Source organism: Neoroseomonas terrae (genome assembly GCF_018129025.1).
Lineage (GTDB): Bacteria > Pseudomonadota > Alphaproteobacteria > Acetobacterales > Acetobacteraceae > Neoroseomonas > Neoroseomonas terrae.
The window spans coordinates 21,320-38,311 of record NZ_JAAEDI010000007.1 but is presented as its reverse complement, the minus strand read 5'-3'; the positions used below and the strand labels follow the sequence as shown (position 1 = coordinate 38,311).

The 16,992-nt window shown below is 71.1% G+C and carries 14 protein-coding genes; 7 read left to right on the top strand and 7 right to left on the bottom strand.

All coding sequences use genetic code 11. The features are described from left to right. The first annotated feature begins 40 nt into the window (after nucleotides 1-40). Nucleotides 41-1,225 (top strand): pyridoxal-phosphate-dependent aminotransferase family protein, encoded by a 1,185-nt coding sequence (locus GXW78_RS07870; protein ID WP_211867628.1) that lies wholly within the window; start codon nucleotides 41-43, stop codon nucleotides 1,223-1,225. A 101-nt stretch (nucleotides 1,226-1,326) separates the two neighbouring features. Continuing rightward, complete coding sequence (locus GXW78_RS07865) at nucleotides 1,327-1,614, top strand: hypothetical protein (RefSeq protein ID WP_211867627.1); 288 nt, start codon at nucleotides 1,327-1,329, stop codon at nucleotides 1,612-1,614. Nucleotides 1,615-1,622: 8 nt separating this feature from the next. Here GXW78_RS07865 and GXW78_RS07860 read toward each other — a convergent pair whose 3' ends face one another. Continuing rightward, entirely contained in the window at nucleotides 1,623-3,215 is a 1,593-nt protein-coding gene (locus tag GXW78_RS07860) for a helix-turn-helix domain-containing protein (protein ID WP_211867626.1), read from the bottom strand. A gap of 186 nt (nucleotides 3,216-3,401) precedes the next feature. Here GXW78_RS07860 and GXW78_RS07855 point away from each other — a divergent pair, with 186 nt between their 5' ends. Further along, nucleotides 3,402-4,778, top strand: coding sequence for a phosphatase PAP2 family protein (locus tag GXW78_RS07855; protein ID WP_211867625.1), 1,377 nt, complete (start codon nucleotides 3,402-3,404; stop codon nucleotides 4,776-4,778). A gap of 52 nt (nucleotides 4,779-4,830) precedes the next feature. On the opposite strand, the gene GXW78_RS07850 is transcribed toward GXW78_RS07855, so the two are convergent. Continuing rightward, nucleotides 4,831-5,457: a DapH/DapD/GlmU-related protein gene (locus GXW78_RS07850; RefSeq protein WP_211867624.1), complete on the bottom strand. Its 627-nt coding sequence runs from the start codon at nucleotides 5,455-5,457 to the stop codon at nucleotides 4,831-4,833. Between the two features lie 244 nt (nucleotides 5,458-5,701). Between GXW78_RS07850 and GXW78_RS07845 the strand changes: the two genes are divergently transcribed. Further along, a complete protein-coding gene (locus GXW78_RS07845; RefSeq protein ID WP_211867623.1) occupies nucleotides 5,702-6,343 on the top strand; it encodes a VOC family protein in 642 nt (213 codons plus the stop codon). A gap of 47 nt (nucleotides 6,344-6,390) precedes the next feature. On the opposite strand, the gene GXW78_RS07840 is transcribed toward GXW78_RS07845, so the two are convergent. Beyond that, the gene (locus GXW78_RS07840) at nucleotides 6,391-7,002 is read right to left on the bottom strand and encodes a class I SAM-dependent methyltransferase (RefSeq protein ID WP_246521964.1); all 612 of its coding nucleotides are present in this window, start codon (nucleotides 7,000-7,002) and stop codon (nucleotides 6,391-6,393) included. A gap of 104 nt (nucleotides 7,003-7,106) precedes the next feature. Between GXW78_RS07840 and GXW78_RS07835 the strand changes: the two genes are divergently transcribed. After that, the gene (locus tag GXW78_RS07835; protein WP_211867621.1) at nucleotides 7,107-8,480 is read left to right on the top strand and encodes a PleD family two-component system response regulator; all 1,374 of its coding nucleotides are present in this window, start codon (nucleotides 7,107-7,109) and stop codon (nucleotides 8,478-8,480) included. A gap of 131 nt (nucleotides 8,481-8,611) precedes the next feature. Here GXW78_RS07835 and rpmG read toward each other — a convergent pair whose 3' ends face one another. After that, nucleotides 8,612-8,779 (bottom strand): 50S ribosomal protein L33, encoded by a 168-nt coding sequence (gene rpmG, locus GXW78_RS07830; protein ID WP_168041378.1) that lies wholly within the window; start codon nucleotides 8,777-8,779, stop codon nucleotides 8,612-8,614. A gap of 191 nt (nucleotides 8,780-8,970) precedes the next feature. On the opposite strand from rpmG, the gene GXW78_RS07825 reads away from it, so the two are divergent. Together GXW78_RS07825 and GXW78_RS07820 are read left to right on the top strand one after the other, a co-directional pair. After that, nucleotides 8,971-9,354: a DUF6152 family protein gene (locus GXW78_RS07825; RefSeq protein ID WP_211867619.1), complete on the top strand. Its 384-nt coding sequence runs from the start codon at nucleotides 8,971-8,973 to the stop codon at nucleotides 9,352-9,354. 12 nt (nucleotides 9,355-9,366) lie between these two features. Then, on the top strand, nucleotides 9,367-9,834 hold the full coding sequence (locus GXW78_RS07820) for a DUF6644 family protein (protein WP_211867617.1): 468 nt from the start codon (nucleotides 9,367-9,369) through the stop codon (nucleotides 9,832-9,834). A 19-nt stretch (nucleotides 9,835-9,853) separates the two neighbouring features. Here the strand turns inward: GXW78_RS07820 and GXW78_RS07815 are convergent, their stop codons facing one another. Genes GXW78_RS07815 through topA form a run of 3 tightly spaced genes read right to left on the bottom strand, consistent with a single transcriptional unit; the run spans nucleotide 9,854 to nucleotide 16,988 of the window. Beyond that, nucleotides 9,854-11,347 (bottom strand): S41 family peptidase, encoded by a 1,494-nt coding sequence (locus tag GXW78_RS07815; protein WP_246521976.1) that lies wholly within the window; start codon nucleotides 11,345-11,347, stop codon nucleotides 9,854-9,856. 41 nt (nucleotides 11,348-11,388) lie between these two features. Continuing rightward, nucleotides 11,389-14,265 carry a ribonuclease R gene (gene rnr, locus GXW78_RS07810; RefSeq protein ID WP_246521963.1) on the bottom strand — a complete coding sequence of 959 codons (2,877 nt, stop codon included), beginning with the start codon at nucleotides 14,263-14,265 and terminating at the stop codon, nucleotides 11,389-11,391. Then, nucleotides 14,265-16,988, bottom strand: coding sequence for a type I DNA topoisomerase (topA, locus tag GXW78_RS07805; protein WP_211867613.1), 2,724 nt, complete (start codon nucleotides 16,986-16,988; stop codon nucleotides 14,265-14,267). Before topA ends, rnr begins: the two co-directional genes overlap by 1 nt. Nucleotides 16,989-16,992 lie beyond the last annotated feature (4 nt).

Genomic DNA, 16,992 nt, shown 5'->3' with positions numbered 1-16,992 from the left:
CACCTGGCGCATGAAAGGCGCCGAGAGAAGGAGACGCCCCATGGCCTATGTCCAGACCAAGCCCGGCGCCGGCCGCCATTTCCTGCAGATTCCCGGCCCGACCAACGTGCCGGACCGCGTGCTGCGCGCCATGGACAACCCCACCATGGACCATCGCGGCCCGGATTTCGGCCGGCTCGGCAAGCAGTTGCTGGAAAAGGTCCGCCACGTCTTCAAGACGCAGTCGCATGTCGTGATCTACCCGGCCTCCGGCACCGGCGCCTGGGAAGCCGCGCTCACCAACACGCTGTCCCCCGGCGATCGCGTGCTGATGTGCGAGACCGGCTGGTTCGCGCATCTGTGGCAGGAGATGTCCGGCCGCCTCGGCATCGTCACCGACCTGGTCAAGACCGACTGGCGCCGCGGCGCCGACGTCGCGCAGATCGAGGCTCGCCTCCGCGAGGACAAGGCCCACGCCATCAAGGCCGTCTGCGTCGTGCACAACGAGACGAGCACCGGCGCCACCTCCCGCATCGATGAGGTCCGCCGCGCCATTGACGCCGCCGGCCACCCCGCGCTGCTGCTGGTCGACACCATCTCCTCCCTCGGTTCCATCGACTACCGCCACGACGAATGGGGCGTCGACGTCACCGTCGCCGGCTCGCAGAAGGGCCTGATGCTGCCGCCCGGCCTGTCCTTCAACGCGATCAGCGAGAAGGCGCTGAAGGCGTCCGAGACCGCGAAGCTGCCGCGCTCCTTCTGGGACTGGAAGCCGATGCTCGCGGCCAACGCCACGGGCTACTTCCCCTACACGCCCGCCACCAACCTGCTCTACGGCCTCGACGCCGCCGTCGACATGCTGATGGAAGAAGGCCTCGACAACGTCTTCGCCCGCCATGACCGCCACGCGGAAGCCACCCGCCGCGCCGTGCGCCATTGGGGCTTCGAGACGCAATGCGCCGAGCCGCGCCACTATTCGTCCAGCCTCACCGCCGTGCGGCTGCCCGAAGGCCATTCGGCGAACGCCCTCCGCGCGACGATCCTCGACAAGTTCAACATGTCGCTCGGCAACGGGCTGGGGCAGCTCAACGACCGCGTCTTCCGCATCGGGCATCTCGGGGATTTCGGGGATCTGTCGCTGATCGGTACGCTCGGCGGGGTCGAGATGGGGCTGCGCACGGCCGGCGTGCCGCACAAGGCAGGCGGCGTGCAGGCGGCGATGGACTACCTGGCGGGGAACGCCTGAGAAGGAAGGTCGGGGGAGGAGACCTCCCCCGAATCCCCCTCCCTTTTCTGTCGGGGCCGCAGCGTCTGCGCCGCTGCGGCTGATCGAAGGGAAATGGTGCGATGACCTTGGATGAGTTTCGCGGCAGCGTGACGCAGCCAGCCCCGCCCACGCCGCTGCCAAAGCCTCTCGAAGCCCTCTGGTGGGATGCCAAGGGCGACTGGAATCGCGCGCATGAGGCCGCGCAGGCCGGAGAGGACGCCGACAGCGCCTGGGTCCACGCCTATCTGCACCGCAAGGAAGGCGACCTCTCGAATGCAGCGTACTGGTACCGCAGGGCGGGACGGGCCCCGCCGGCGACGAGCCTCCCGGACGAATGGACGAGCATCGCGCGGGACGTGCTCGCCTGACCGTCGGTTCAGCGCGGCATGCCCAGCCCGACCAACCGGTCCTGCATGCGCGCCATGAAAGCCGCGCGAACGTCCGACCAGGCGAGCGCGGGGTTGCTCCTCGCAAACCAGCGCTGATTGATCTCTGGCGTCGTGGCCCGAAGGTGATCGATGGCACGGCGCGCCTGCATATCCAGCCCCATCAGCGCGTAGCAGGGCGGCAGCACGCGGCGCGCCGACGTGTCGCGCGGATTCAGCGCCAGGACCTGCAGCGAGAGGCTGGCCGCCTCCTCCGGCCGTCCTTCCCATAGCCGTGCCTGCGCGATTCCGTTGAGGCACGTCATCACGGGCGCCCGCGGACCGCTCAGCGCCATCGCGCGGCGGAGGTGTTCCACCCCCAGCACGGCATTGCCCGAGAGGACATGGACATAGCCGCTGCGTTCCCAGGCCCAGGCCAGGCCAGGGCTGATCGCCAGCGCCCGGGCCGTCATCGCCTCCGCACCGGCGCGGTCGTTCATCTGCGATGCGATGATGCTGCGCGCAACGAGCGACAGCGGCTCGGAGGGATCAAGCATGGCGGCGCGGGTATCGAAGTGCAGCGCTGAGCCGCGGTCCCCCGCCCAGTCGCAGGAGAATCCGAGGCCGACGCGCCGTGCATGGCACGCACCGATGAGCGCCGCGGCCGCCGCATCCGTCGGATCGAGCGTCGCCGCCCGCAGCGCCAGGTCCAGCGCGCCTTCGTTGCTGTCGGGGTCGCCGGCGCGAATCAGCGTGACGGCGCGCATGACGAGATCATGGGCCGTGACGCAGTCCGGCGGCTGCCGCCATGCCCGCTCCGTCTCCGCATCCTCGATCCGTCGATGGATCGCGGTCACGGCGATGGCCAGGATGTCATCCTGCAGGGCCAGGGCATGCCCGGCGGTGCCATCGAAGGCGTCGCCCCACAGGTGGATGCGCTCCGCCGTGTCGGACAGCCGCAGCACCACCCGCAACCGCTCGCCCGATCGGACCAGCCGTCCTGTCAGGGCGTAGCAGGACAGGCCCGCTGCGGCATCGGGCCGCTCGCCCGCATGCAGCCGGCGCACCGGGCCGGAACGCATGCGGCCGATCTCCGTCGTCAGTTGCTCGGCCAGGCTTTCGGCGAAGTCGCAGTCTTCATGCCGCGTGCGACCGGCCGCGCAGGCGATCGGCTGCACCAGGACCGGCGGTCTGTGCCGGGGGGCGGCGGGAAGGGTCACGCAGGCACGGGCACGTGCCGCCCGCCCGCGCTCCAGCGTCGCCGACGGCAATTCGCCGAAGCGGCGCCGGTACTGCGCGGAGAACCGGGCGAGATGCGTGATGCCGTGGCGTGCCGCAGCCTCGGTCACATTGTCGCCTGGCCGGGCCGCCAGCAGTGCCTCCCGCACTGCTGCCAGCCGCGCCTGTTGCAGCCATGACAGCGGCGACGTGCCAAGGAACCGCCGGAAATGCGCCCGCAAGGTGCGCTGCGGCAGGCCGGCAGTCCGGGCCAGCTCAGCCCCGCTGGTCGCCCGGGACAGGTCCGCGCGCATATGCGCGATGGCGCGCAGAATGGTGCCCGGCAGCGGGCCCGTGTCGTGTCCGTCCTGTTCTCGCGTGGCCATCCGGCACCTCGCAAACGGCGAACCAAATGGGGGCCAGATTGCCACGGCGGTGCCGGGGGCAGAACCGGAATCCGGCCGCAATCGGATACCACTGGCCAAAGGCGGATAGCGACGGGTCCGGGGCGCCGCGCAGCATCCACTCAGCCCGCCCGCACCGTGCGGCGGTCTCGAAGTGGGAAGAAGCTCATGCTGAAGCAACCTCTCCGCCGCCGAGCGCGTTCGGCGGTCCTGGCCGGCTCATGCATCCTTCTCGGTATCGGCGCATCGCCGGCGGCAGCGCAGCCCGTCGACAGTTCCGTCGGCACCTGGCGAACCTGGGTGCTGGCCTCCGGCGATCAGTTCCGCCTGCCCCCGCCGCCCGGCGCCGACGCGACGCGCGCTGAAGCCGAGCAATTGCGGGCCATGTCGATGGACGCCGATGCTGCGGCCCTGGCGCGCATGGCGTGGTGGAATGCAGCCGCGCCATCGTATCGCTGGAACCAGATCGCCATCGAGGCGCTGCTGGCGGCCGATCTCCGTGCCAACTTCGCCATGCGGCACCTCGCCGTGCTGCACACCGCGCTGGCCGACGGCATGATCGCCGCCTGGGACAGCAAGTATGCCCACAACCGCGCCGGCCCGATGGCGAACGGCGCCGCTGCGACGCCCTCCTATCCGGATGAGCATGCCGTGGCGGGTACGGTCGCGGCCGCCATCCTCGGCACCATCTTTCCCCGCCGCCAGGGGGAGTTCGAAGCACTCGCCGCCGAAGCCAGCCGCCTGCGCCTGCTCGCGGGCGCCGCCTACCCGAGCGACGTGGCGGCGGGCGTGGCCCTCGGCCGCAGCGTCGCGGCGGTAGCGCTCGAGCGTGCGGCACGGGACGGGTCGGCGCAGGCCTGGACGGGCACCGTCCCGACAGGGCCGGGGCTATGGAGCGGCACCAATCCGATCGCGCCGCAGGCCGCCACCTGGACAACATGGCTGCTCGCCTCGCCGAGCGAAATCCGACCACCGCCGCCCGCCGCCCATGACTCGGCGGAACGGGCCGCCGAGATGACGGACCTTCGCGCCTTCGTCCGCACACCGAAGACCAGCGGCGACGCCTTCTTCTGGGAATACGGGGCGGGCGGGCAGCGCAACTTCGACTATTGGGGCGCGCATATCGGGCGGCTGCTGTTCGAATCCGGGCAGGCGCGAAATGCCCCGCGGGCCGCGCGCACCTACGCGCTGGTCCAGGCCGCGATGCACGATGCGGGCGTTGCCTGCTGGGATGCGAAATACACCTACTGGACCATCCGGCCGCACCAGCTCGACCCGGCGTTCCGGCCGCTGTTCACGGTGCCCAATCACCCGAGCTACCCCTCGGCGCATTCCTGCTTCTCGGTCGCCGCGACGCAGACGCTGGCAGGGTTCTTTCCGGCCGACGCGGCAATCCTGGAGGCCCTGGCCCGCCAGGCAGGCCAGGCGCGCATCGCGGCCGGCGTTCACTACTGGAGCGACGTGACGGCGGGCGAGCGCATCGGGCAACAGGTAGCGGCGCGCGCCGCCGAGCGGGCGCGCACCGATGGTGCCAAACGGCAATAGCAGCGGGACAAGGAGGCAGCCGGTCCTTGCCGGCTGCTTCCGGTGGTGCCGGTCAGCCCCACCGATCGCAGAACGCGCCCACGTCGTCCGACTGGAAATCCGCGAGCCGTTCCATCACCACCTCGAACGGCCAGTCCCACCAGGCGATGCGCTGAAGCCGGGCGGCGAGCTCCGGTGGAAACCGGTCACGGATTCGCCGCGCCGGCACGCCGCCGACGATCGCGTAGGGTGCCACGTCCTTCGCGACCACCGCGCCGGCCGCCAGCACCGCGCCATCCCCGACCGTCACGCCCGCCAGCACCGTCACGCCGTGTCCGATCCATACGTCGTTGCCGATGGTCGTCCGCGCCGCGCGCCGCGCCGCGAAGAACGCCGCGTCGCGCCGCTTCGTCGCATCGTAGTATTCCGGGCAATAGGTGAAGCGGTGCAGCGAGGGCCGGGCCATCGGGTGGTTCGGCGGCCCGATGCGCACATTCGCCGCGATGGCGCAGTACTTCCCGATCGTCGCATCCGCCACCTGGCAGTCATGCCCGAGATATGAGGCATCGCCGATCGTCGAATACTCGACCGCGCAACGCTCCAGCAATTCGCAGCGTGCGCCGACCGAACTCTCCCGCAGCCTCACGCTCGGATGAATGACGGTCTCGGCGATCTTCGGCCGTGGTACGGCATGGTCCATCGGCTGGGCTCCCTGGTAGCGGCATATGTACTCTCGCGGTCCGCCCTGCGGCAGCAAGCGGCAAGCCGCGCTGCCGGCGTCAGCACCTTTCCCTGGATTCGCGGCGCAGGGCGGCGCAACGTCGGCCTTGCCCAGCATGCGAGCGGACTGCGCCGGCACGAAGACCGACGCCGGACGGTGGCATCATGTCCGGCAAGACCCAGCCCGGGTGCGTGCACCCGGGCCAACAACGTCCAGGATTCGCATGGCCGAGATCGACCACATCGTCATCGGAGCGCTGACCCTCGAGGACGGTGCCCGCTACCTCGAGGAAACCCTCGGCGTGAAGCCCGTGAAGGGTGGCACGCATCCTGGGGTGGGCACGCACAACATGCTGCTCGGCCTTGGCGCCGCCTGCTACATCGAGATCATCGCCCCCGACCCGGGGCAGCCGGAACCGGGCCATGCGCGACCCTTCGACCTCGACGACCCGTCGCTGCGGAACATGCTCGAAGCGGAGCCGCGGCTGATCGCCTACGTCGCCTCCACCCCCGCGCTGGAGCCCATGGTCGCGCGGCTCGGCCCATCCCATACCGGGCAGATCCGGGCCATGGCGCGTGGCGATCTCACCTGGCGCATGGCCTTCCCGCCGCAGCGCCAGGACATGGACAACCTGATCCCGCCGCTGATCCAGTGGGATGGCGAGCGCGCGGCGAAGCGCATCAAGGATTCCGGCTGGCGGCTCGTCTCGCTCGACGCGGAACACCCCGACACCCAGGCGCTGCACGCCGCGCTGAACGCGCGCGGGCTGACCGAGGCGGTGAAGATCCGCCACAGCCCGCAGTCGCGGCTGATCGCCCATCTGCGCCACAAGGACGGGCGGGAGGTCACGTTGACCAGCGCGTGACGCAGACCCGCCCGGCCGCACCGGCGGCCGGGAAGGGGAAGCGACGCTCAACCGGCGGGCCGGTAGCGCCACACGCTGGCCGGCGGGACGTTCAGCGGCGTCCAGGCCTCGCGCTTCGCCGACAGGCCGAGCGTGCGGTAGGGCAGGGGCGAGGTGATGCAGTAGCTGTACAGCAGGAAGCCGCGCCCCGGTGCCACCGCCTCCACCGCGTCCACGAAGCGGCGCTGCTGCTCGGTCGGCAGCAGCACCAGCGGGATGCCGCAGATCGCCGTGCCGACCCGCCCATGCATCGCTTCGGGCAGCGCATCGGACAGCGCGAAGGCGTCGCCCTCGATCACCGTCACGCCGGGCAGGGTGCGGGCCAGGTGGCGCGCCATGTCCGGCACGATCTCGACCACCACCAGCCGGTCCGGCGGCACGCCGCCATCCAGCAGGGCCCGCGTGACGGCCCCGGTACCGGCGCCGAGTTCCACCACCACCTCGTCCCCGCTGCGCTCCACCAGCGCGGCGATGCGCCGCCCGAGCGCGCGTGAGGACGGCACGACCGAGCCCATCTGCAGCGGATTGGCGGCCCAGCGACGAAGGAACAGGCCGAAGCCGCCCTCCTGCGCCCCGGACTGACGGTCGCCGGCGGTGATCCCCGACATGCGCTTCTCCATGACTGCAACGTGACGATTCAAGGGCTTGTCACCCAAGCCCTGATAGGTCTCGTTGCAGAAGCTGGCCAGTTACGGTTGGATGGCACGGCACAGGGGAATTTAGCGTGACCGCGCGCGTACTGGTTGTGGACGATATCCCCGCAAATCTCCGCCTTCTCGAGGCGAAGCTGCGGGCGGAGTATTTCGAGGTGGCGCTCGCCGCCTCTGGCCCGGAGGCGCTGGCGCTGACCTCCGCCTGGACGCCCGATGTCGTCCTGCTCGACGTCATGATGCCCGGCATGGACGGCTACGAGGTCTGCCGCCGGCTGAAGTCGCAGCCGGCGACCGCGCATATCCCGGTGCTGATGGTCACCGCACTGACCGAGCAGTCCGAGCGCGTGCGCGGCCTCGAAGCCGGCGCCGACGACTTCATCTCGAAGCCTGTCGACACGGCCCTGCTGTTCGCCCGTCTGCGCGCGCTGCTGCGCATGAAGCAGGTATTGGACGCCTGGCGCGTGCGGGCCGAGACGGCGCGCGATCTGGGATTCGAGCCGCCCGGCCCGCCCGCGGAAGACTTCACCGGCGCGCATCTGCTGCTCGCCGGCGGCCAGCCCGCGGAAGTCCGCGCCGTGGTCGAGGCACTCGCCGCCGACGGCATGACGGTCGAGCACGTGCCGGATGAGGTGACGGCCTGGGCGCGGCTCGAGCAGGCTGCGCACGACCTCGTGCTGCTCTGCCTGCCGCTGCCGAGCGGGGATGCGCTGCGCCTCGCCTCCCGCCTGCGCGCCAGCAGCGAGATGCGCGACCTGCCGCTCGTGCTGCTGGCCAGCGAGGACCAGCGCCATGCGGTGCTGCGTGCCTTCGACCTCGGCGCGTCGGACCACGTCATGCGCCCCATCGATGCGCCCGAGCTCCGCGCGCGGGTGCGCAACCAGCTCCGTCGCCGACGCTACCAGGATCTGCTGCGCGAGAGCCTGGACCGCTCGCTGGAACTGGCCGTCACCGATTCGCTGACCGGGCTGCGCAACCGACGCTATGTGCAGCGGCACCTCGAATCGCTGCTCCGAACCGGCGCGACCGCGACGGTGCTGCTGATCGACGTGGACCGCTTCAAGCAGCTCAACGACCAGCTCGGCCATGCCGCCGGCGACGTTGCGCTGAAGGAGGTCGCCGCGCGGCTGCGCGAGCACCTGCGGGCCGTCGACGTGCTCGCCCGATACGGCGGAGAGGAATTCCTGGCCGTCATGGCGGCGGCCGGCGACGAGGAGGCCGCGGTCGTCGCCGAGCGGCTGCGCGCCGCCGTCGCCGACTTCCCGGTGACCGTCGGCACGCGTCCTGTACCGGTGACGATCAGCCTCGGCCTCGCTGTCGCGCGCGGCCAGGCGGCCGCGGATAGCCTGATCGCCGTTGCGGACAAGGCGCTGTACCGGGCCAAGGAAACCGGCCGCAACCGCGTGGTCACCGCGACCGCCGAGGACTGGGCCGCGCAGGCGGACTAGAATCGCCTGCTCTGGGCGGTTGCACCCGTCCATGGATATGCTTAGCCACGCAACGACAAACGGGCGCCGCCCGGAGGGGCGCGCCCGTCAGATTGCCGGCAATGCCAGGGCGGGGATTCCCCGCCCGCGGATCACTTGATCTTGGCTTCGCGGAAGACGACGTGCTTCCGCGCCACCGGATCGTACTTCTTCTTCTCCATCTTGGAGGTCATCGTCCGGGTGTTCTTCTTCGTGACGTAGAAGTAGCCCGTGTCGGCGCTGCTCACGAGACGGATCAGGATGGTGTTCGACTTAGCCATGACACAACTCCATGGCCCGCGGGCGACGGGGCCCCGGGCGCGAGAGCGCGCAACCTAGCGACCAGGGCGGCGGCGTCAAGCAGGACCTGCGCGGGGGAATGATTTGTGCCCCCTCGCAACGACCGCGGCCATCGACAACCGGCTCCGCGCGCCCAATCTCTATCGGATCCACTGGCCGCAAGGAGGCCACGATGCCGGGAATGATCATGGGCCGACGCGCGACGCTGGGCATGGCGGGCACCGTCTTCGGTGCCTCGGCCGCCACGGCGCACCACGGATGGTCGTGGGCCGAGGGCGAGCAGACGGAACTCCGTGGCACGATCCGCGAGGTCTATATCGGCCAGCCGCACCCGACCCTGCGTGTCGACGCCGCCGACGGGCAGTGGCTCGTCGAGCTCGGCAATCCGCGCCAGACGCAGCGCGCCGGCTTCACGGCGGCCTCCGCCGCGGCGGGCGATGCCGTGGTCGCGCTCGGAAACCGCTCGCGGGAGCAGGGCGAGAAGCGCCTGAAGGCGGTGCGTCTCACGGTCCGCGGCCGGACCTACGACATCTACCCCGAACGCATCCGCAGCTGAGCACGGCAGCCGTTGCTCGACGCGATCGCGGCTTCCCCGGTTGCCGCCCTTCTGCGCGACTCGGCGGTCATCTATCCGCTCGTCAACGCGCTGCACATCATCTCGATCGCGCTGCTGCTGGGCGCGATCGCGACGCTGGATCTGCGATTGCTGGGCCTGTTCAGCCGCCAATCGGCCGCGGCGCTTGCGCCTGCGCTCATTCGCGTCGCGGCGGCCGGGCTGGGGGGCGCCGTGGTCACGGGCGCGCTGCTGTTCAGCACGCGGCCGGCAACCTATCTGGCGAATCCGGCCTTCCTGACGAAGCTGGCGCTTCTTGGGCTCGGCCTCATCAACGTGGCGATCCTCCGGTTCAACCCGGCCTGGGCCAGGGCGACGGACGGCGGACCCATCGCCCCCTCGGTCAGGGTCTCGGCCCTGGTCTCGCTGGCGGTGTGGCTGGGCGCCATCCTGGCAGGCCGCTGGATCGGGTTTCTCGAGTAGCGCCGCGGCCGATCACGCCTCACTGCGCCATCGCCGCCCCGGCCGCCGCCGTGTCCAGCGCGAGGCCCCGCGCTACCGGCAGGTCCTCGTTGGGCACCTCGGCTGGCGGGCATGCCGCGCGCAGCGCCTCGGCCGCCACGGCCGGCACCGGATGCCGCATCGCCCCTTGCTGCGCCTGGGCGGCGCCCATCGGCCGGCTGCCGGCGCGCAAGGCGGTCAGCGCCCGCGCCGCCGCGGCCGGCCCGCCGGTGGTGCACAGGCCCGGCAGCACGCCGATATCCTGCAATGGCCAGCCTGCCGGCATGATCAGCCGCGACCAGCTCATCAGCAGCTCCCCGCCATCGGGCAGCGGCACGACGAGCTGCACCAGCCCCTTGCCGGTCGTGCTGGTGCCGATCACGGCCGCGCGGCCGCGGTCCGAGAGGGCTGCGGCGACGATCTCGGCGGAGGAGGCGGTGCGCCCATCCACGACCACGACCAGCGGCACGCCCTGCGCAAGGTCCCCGCCGGCAGTCACATAGATGCGGCTGGCCTCGGCATGCCGGCCGGCGGTGCGGAACGCCTCGCCGGGGCCGAGAAAGATGTCGGCCACCGCCGCCGCCTGGGACAGCAACCCGCCGCGATTGCCACGCAGGTCCAGCACCACCGCCTTGGGCGCCCCCTGGCTGAAGGCGGCGAGCAGCGCGGCGGCCACCTGGCGCTCCGTCTGCGCGGAGAAGGCGGGGATGCGGATCATCAGCACGTCGTCCACGCGCTCCGCCGTCACCGGGCTGCCATGGGGCAGCACTCGGCGCAGCGTCAGTTCCTGCCGCCGGCGGTTGCGTTCGATCAGCAGGAGGACGTTGGTCCCGGCCGGCCCTTCCAGCAGTCCAGCCGCGCCGGCGGCATCGCGCGGGCGCAGCCTCGTGCCGTCGATGGAGAGGACGCGGTCGCCGACATGCAGGCCTGCTTCGGCGGCGGGGCTGCCGGCGGCGACGGCGACGACCACGGTGCCGGCGCCGCGTCCGGGGGCGAGGCGCAGGCCAAGCCCAGCCTCGCCGGTGCGCCGTTCGCGCGCCGCCTGCGCTTCCTCCGGCGTGATGTAGCGGCTGAACGGGTCGAAATGGCTGAAGATCGCCTCGAAGCTGTGGCGGATCAGGGCCGAGGCGCCCGCCGCGCGGATCGCCGCCGAGGCGTTCCAGCCCGCTTGCTGGAACAGCGTCAGCCGATCAGCCGCTGCGCCGCCGGCGGTCGCGAAGCTCTCGCCCTCGGCGCGTTCGGGCAGGCTGCGCGACAGCAGCAGCCGCTCGCCTTGCAACAGGCGGACATTACGGCCGGTGCGCTGGACCGAGAGCGCGCTGTCGATGCTGGTCATGCCGGCGAGCGACCAGACCAGCAGATCGGCCGGCGTCGCGGATTCCAGATGCCGTTCGAGGATGGCCGCGAAGCCGGCGCCGAGCACGAGGCGCATTTCCTCCCGCGGATAGGCGCCGGTGCGCGAGACTTCCTGCGCCGCGCCGAGGCACGGCAGCATCACCAGCACCAGCAGGACCAGGAAGGCGTGGCGCCGCGAGGTCAGCGGCGACGGCCGCGCTGCTTGCCCTTGGGCGCGGGACGCCCGCGGCCACGCGACGGCAATCCCTGCATGAGATGGAACACCATGCCGCCGGTCCGCGGCGTCGCCTCCGCCAAGCGGGCTTCGACGGCGTCGCCCAGCCGGAAGATCAGTCGTGTCCTGCGACCAGCAAGCGATTGCGTGGCCTCGTCCAAATCCCATCGGTCGTCCGGCAGAGAACCGAGCGGGACGATTCCGCTCGCCCCGTTCTCTTCCAACGTGACGAAGAGGCCGAAGCGAGTCACTCCGGAAATGCGCGCCTCGAACGACTCTCCCACGCGCTGTGCCATGAAAGCCGCGAGATAGCGGTCGACGGCATCGCGTTCCGCCGCCGCGGCGCGCCGCTCGGTGCTCGTGATGTGTTCGGCGGTATCGGGAAAGCGAGCAGCCTCATCCTCCGTCAACCCATCCTTGCCGAGCTTGAGGCCGCGGATGAGCGCCCGATGCACGAGCAGATCGGCATAGCGGCGGATCGGCGAGGTGAAATGCGCGTAGCGCGGCAGCGCGAGGCCGAAATGACCGAGGTTGTCGGGCGAATAGGCCGCCTGTGATTGCCCGCGCAGCACCGCCTCGTTGACCAGTCGTTCCTCCGGCGTGCCGCGCACCTTCTCCAGCACGCGCGCGAAGTCGCGCGGATGCAGCCGGTCGGATTGCGGCAGGGTGATGCCGAAAGTGTCGAGGAACTGCCGCAGCCCTTCCATCTTCTGGTCGGAGGGGCGGTCGTGCACGCGGTACATGCAGGGCTGGACCAGGCGTTCCAGCTCCTCCGCCGCGCAGACATTGGCCGCGACCATGAATTCCTCGATCAGCCGGTGCGCGTCGAGCCGCGCGCGCGGCACCACCGCCTGAACGTTGCCCTTGGCATCCAGCATCACGCGCCGCTCCGGCACGTCGAGGTCGAGCGTGCCGCGCTTCTCCCGCGCAGCGAGCAGCGCGCGAAAGGCGCCGTACAGCCGCCCGACATGGCCCGGCGCGAGCGACGCCGGATCGCTGCCCGCATCGGCGGCCTCCTGGACCTGCTCATAGGTCAGCCGCGCCGCCGACCGCATGATGCCGCGTCCGAACTGATGCGACTGCTTCCGCCCTTCCGCATCGAAGCGCATCTCGACGAACAGGCAGCCCCGCTCCTCGTTCGGGCGCAGGCTGCACCAGCCGTTGGACAGCGCCTCCGGCAGCATCGGCACGACGCGGTCGGGGAAATAGACCGAGTTGCCGCGTGCCCAGGCCTCGCGGTCGAGCGCCGAGGCGGTGGTCACGTAGTGCGCGACGTCGGCGATCGCGACCAGCACCCGCCAGCCGCTGCCATCGGGTTCCGCGAAAACGGCGTCGTCGAAATCGCGCGCGTCTTCGCCGTCGATCGTCACCAGTGGAACGTCGCGCAAATCGGTGCGGCCGCGCGCCGTGACGCCGTGCGCCTTCTCCGCCTGCTGCACGGCCTCCGCCGGGAACACGTCCGGAATGCCATGCGCGTGGATGCAGACCAGCGAGACCGAGCGCGGTTCGCCCATCACCCCCAGCACTTCCGTGATCCGCGCCGGCCGCGGCCCGAAATGCCGTGTGGAGGGCAGGGGTTCCGCCAGCACGATCTCGCCCTGCTTCGCGCCGGCGGCGTCCGCCGGATCGACCTGCCAGATACCCTTCTGCCGCCGGTCGGTCGGGATGATCCGCCCTTCCTCGAACACGCCGAGGATACGCGCCGGCGCCCCGCCGCCAATGCGCTTGAAGGTGCGGCCCTCATACTTGCCCGGCCCGATCGGCTTCAGGCGCGCGAGCACGCGCTCCCCCGCCGTCAGCGCCGGCTGCCCCTTGGGTTCGGGGCGCATGTAGATGATCGGCGGGCGGCCCTCACCCTGCCATTGCACGGGTCGCGCGATGGGGTCGCCATCCGGGTCGGTGCCGGTGATCTCGACCGGCGCCATCTCGGGCAGCCGGGACGGGTGGACGATGCCGCGCTTGCCGGCCTGGGTGGACCCGCCTTCCTCCGCGATCTCCCGCATCAGCATCCGCAGCGACTGGCGCTGGTCGGAGGTCAGGCCGAAGGCGCGCGCGATGGTGGATTTGGTGACGCGCCCGCCGGCCTCGGCGAGGAACTGCCGCAGCGCAGTCTTGGAGGGCAGGGGCGGGGGCTCGTCCGGCCGTGCGGCGGCGCGGCGGCGCGCGCTGGATTGCGGGCCAGCCGGCGCGACACGATCCCGGCCGGCGCGGTAATCCGGTCGCCCGTCATCCGCATCGGCACCGTGCCGCGTCGCGCGGGTCCGCGGCGGCGTGTCCTGCGCATCCGCGTCGTCATGCCGCGCACGCGACGCGCAACCAACGCCGGTCATGTTTTGCCGTGCGTCCCGGTCGCGGCCCGGGCGCGACGATGGGCCGGCATCGTCATGGCGATCACGCGGCGCGCGACCGGTCGCGCGTTCCCGGCCGGCGTCACGCAGCGGCGCAGCATCGACGTCACGCGCGGGCGCCGCGTCCGCGCCACGCTTAGTGGCCGCGGCGCGCGTCCTGCCCGGCGTACGCCGTGTCGCACCCTCTTGCTCGGGCGCATCCTGGCGGGGCACCCCCTTGATACGGCTTCCGCTGCGCGACCCGGCGGCCTTGGTCCTGGCGGCACGCGGTGGGCGCGCTGTCGCCTTGCCAGCCTCGCCGGCCATCTCGGGCACGACGCGCTCAGCCTTAGCCAGCGGCCGCGCTCCGGCATCGTCCTCATCGCGCGGCGTGCCATGCGACGGCACCCGGCGATGCCCGATCGACTTCTGCGGCGACACCTTCCCGCCGCCGACCGTCTTACCCGTCCGGGCGCGCGCCTTGTGGCCCTTGGGGGGCGGCCCGCGCCGGACCATCAGCGGGCGGTCTTGCCGGCGCGCGGCGCGGCCTTCGCAGCCGGCGTCTTGGCCTTCGCCGCGGGCTTCTTCGCCGCCGGTGCCTTCTTCGCCGCCGCCTTGGCGGGAGCCTTCGCTTTGGCCGGCGCCTTGGCGCGCTTCGCCACTGCGCCATCCGCCTTCGGCGCCTTGGCCGAGGCCTTCCGCCCCGCCGCCCCGCGCGGCTTCAGCGCCTTGCCCTTCTCCTCGAGCAGCGCGATCGCGTCCTCGAGCGTCATGTCCTCCATCGCGACATCACGCGGCAGGTTCGCGACCGTCTTGCCGTGCTGCGCATAGGGGCCGAACCGCCCCTTGCGCACCAGCACCGGCTCCTTGTCCTTCGGATGCACGCCGAGTTCCCGCACGCGGGACCTGGCATCCGCCAGCAGCGTCAGCGCCCGGTTCATGCCGACGGTCAGCACGTCGTCATCCTTGTCGAGCGACTTGAACACCGACCCGCAGCGCACGTACGGCCCGAAGCGCCCGAGCCCCGCCGTGATCTCCTCCCCCGTCTCGGGGTCATGACCCACGATGCGCGGCAGGGACAGCAGCCCCAGCGCCTGGTCCAGCGTCACGGAATCCGGCGACACCCCGTTCGGCAGGCTCGTCCGCTTCGGCTTGGTCGGCTTGCCCTTCGCATCCGTCCCCGGCTCGCCGAGCTGGATATAGAACCCATACGGCCCGCGCTTCATCGACACGGTCTCGCCCGTCACCGGATCGGTGCCGAGCTCTTGCTCGGCCGGCGCCGCACCCTCGCCCTCACCGGAATCGACGCCGAAGGGCCGGGTGTAGCGGCATTCCGGATAGTTCGAGCAGCCGATGAACGCCCCCGTCCGCCCCAGCCGCAGCCCCAGCCGCCCATTCCCGCAGGTCGGGCACACGCGCGGATCGGTCCCATCCGTCCGCGCAGGGAACATGTGCGGGCCGAGATCTTCGTCCAGCGCATCGATCACGTCGCGGATCTTGAGGTCGCGCGTCGCCTCGACCGCCGCCGAGAACTCGCTCCAGAACGCCCGCATCACCGCGCGCCAATCCACCTGGCCGGCGGAGATCTCGTCGAGCCTTTCCTCCATCGCCGAGGTGAAGCCCGTATCGACATACTTCTCAAAGAAGCGGACCAGGAAGGTCGTCACCATCCGCCCGAGATCCTGCGCCACGAAGCGCCGCTTCTCGAGCGTCACATACTTCAGGTCCTGCAGCCGCTGCAGGATCGACGCGTAGGTGGACGGCCGCCCGATCCCCAGCTCCTCCAGCCGCTTCACCAGCGAGGCCTCGGAATACCGTGGCGGCGGCTGGGTGAAGTGCTGGCTGGCGGTGATGCCGCCGAGCTTCAGCGGATCGCGCTCCGCCATCGGCGGCAGGATGCGGCTGTCGTCGTCCTCGGCCGATGCCGCCGCGGTCGCGATGCCCGCGCGCGCATCCGCCGCGCGATCATCCTCATCCTCGCGATACAGCTTCAGGAAGCCGTCGAAGGCGACGACGGACCCGGTCGCGCGGAACCGGATCTTCCCATCCGCGGACGCGATATCGACCGCCGTCTGGTCCAGCTCCGCCGAGGACATCTGCGACGCCACCGCCCGCTTCCAGATCAGCTCGTAGAGCCGCATCTGCGCGCCATCCAGCTCGCGGCTCATCGCCTCGGGCGTGCGGGTCACATCGGTCGGGCGGATCGCCTCATGCGCTTCCTGCGCATTCTTCGCCTTGGACTGATACTCGCGCGGCGTGACCGGCATGTAGTCGGGGCCGAAAGCGTCCTTCACATGGTCGCGGATGGCGGCGATCGCCTCGCGGGCCATGGTCACGCCGTCGGTCCGCATATAGGTGATGTGCCCGGCCTCGTAGAGCTGCTGGGCCGTGCGCATCGCCTGCTGCGCGCCCATGCCGAGCTTGCGGCTGGCCTCCATCTGCAACGTGGACGTCATGAAGGGCGGCGGCGGGTTGCGCTTCGTCCGCTTCTTCTCGACCGACGCGACGGCATAGGTCGCGGCCTCCGCCGCGGCCTTCGCCCGGTTCGCGCTGCCTGCCTCGCCGAGGTCGAACTGGTCCAGCTTCCGCCCGTCCAGATGCGTCATCCTAGCCGTGAAGGGCGCGCCCGCCGGCGTCTGGAACTTCGCCTCGATCGACCAGTATTCGCGCGGCTTGAAGACCTCGATCTCCGCCTCGCGCTCGCAGATCAGCCGCAATGCGACCGACTGCACACGCCCAGCCGAGCGCGACCCCGGCAGCTTCCGCCACAGCAGCGGCGACAGCGTGTAGCCCACCAGGTAGTCCAGCGCGCGCCGCGCCAGATACGCATCGATCAGCGGGACATCGAGCTGCCGCGGATGCGCCACCGCATGCTGCACGGCGCGCTTGGTGATCTCGTTGAAGGTGATGCGCTGGACATCCTTGCCCTTCAGCGCCCCGCGCTGCCCCAGCATGTCCTTCACATGCCAGGAGATCGCCTCGCCCTCGCGATCCGGGTCGGTGGCGAGGAACAGCCGCTTCGCCCCCTTCAGCGCCTGCGCGATCTTGCCGACCTGCGCTTCGCCGCGCCCATCCTTGCCCCACACCATCGCGAAATCCTGGTCGGGCAGGACCGCGCCGTCCTTCTCCTCCAGATCGCGGACATGGCCGAAGGACGCCAGCACCGTGAAGTCACGGCCGAGATACTTCTCGATCGTCTTGGCCTTGGCCGGCGATTCCACCACAACGACATCGGACATTCGG